The 283-nt window shown below is 74.2% G+C and carries 1 protein-coding gene; it reads right to left on the reverse strand.

Annotated elements, in window-relative coordinates:
* Window positions 1–283: (2Fe-2S)-binding protein (locus tag ACLBXP_RS26025; protein WP_447670671.1), on the reverse strand; the 283-nt coding region annotated here is incomplete at both ends.

Genomic DNA, 283 nt, shown 5'->3' on the forward strand with positions numbered 1-283 from the left:
AGCCGCACTGCACGACGTCGGGCTTGCGCCAGGCCCCCTGGACCGCCTCCGCGGCGCGGCCCGAGACGCCCTCGATCGTGGTGATCTTCGCCGCGCCGACGTCGCCGATCCGGGTCTGGCAGGAGCGGACGGGCTGGCCGTCGAGGTGGACCGTGCAGGCGCCGCACTGCGCGATGCCGCAGCCGTACTTGGTGCCGGTCTTGCCCAGGCGGTCGCGCAGGACCCAGAGGAGCGGCATGCCGGGGTCGGCCTCGACGTCGTGCGAGACGCCGTTGACGGTCAG

The organism is Methylobacterium sp. A54F, assembly GCF_053346035.1.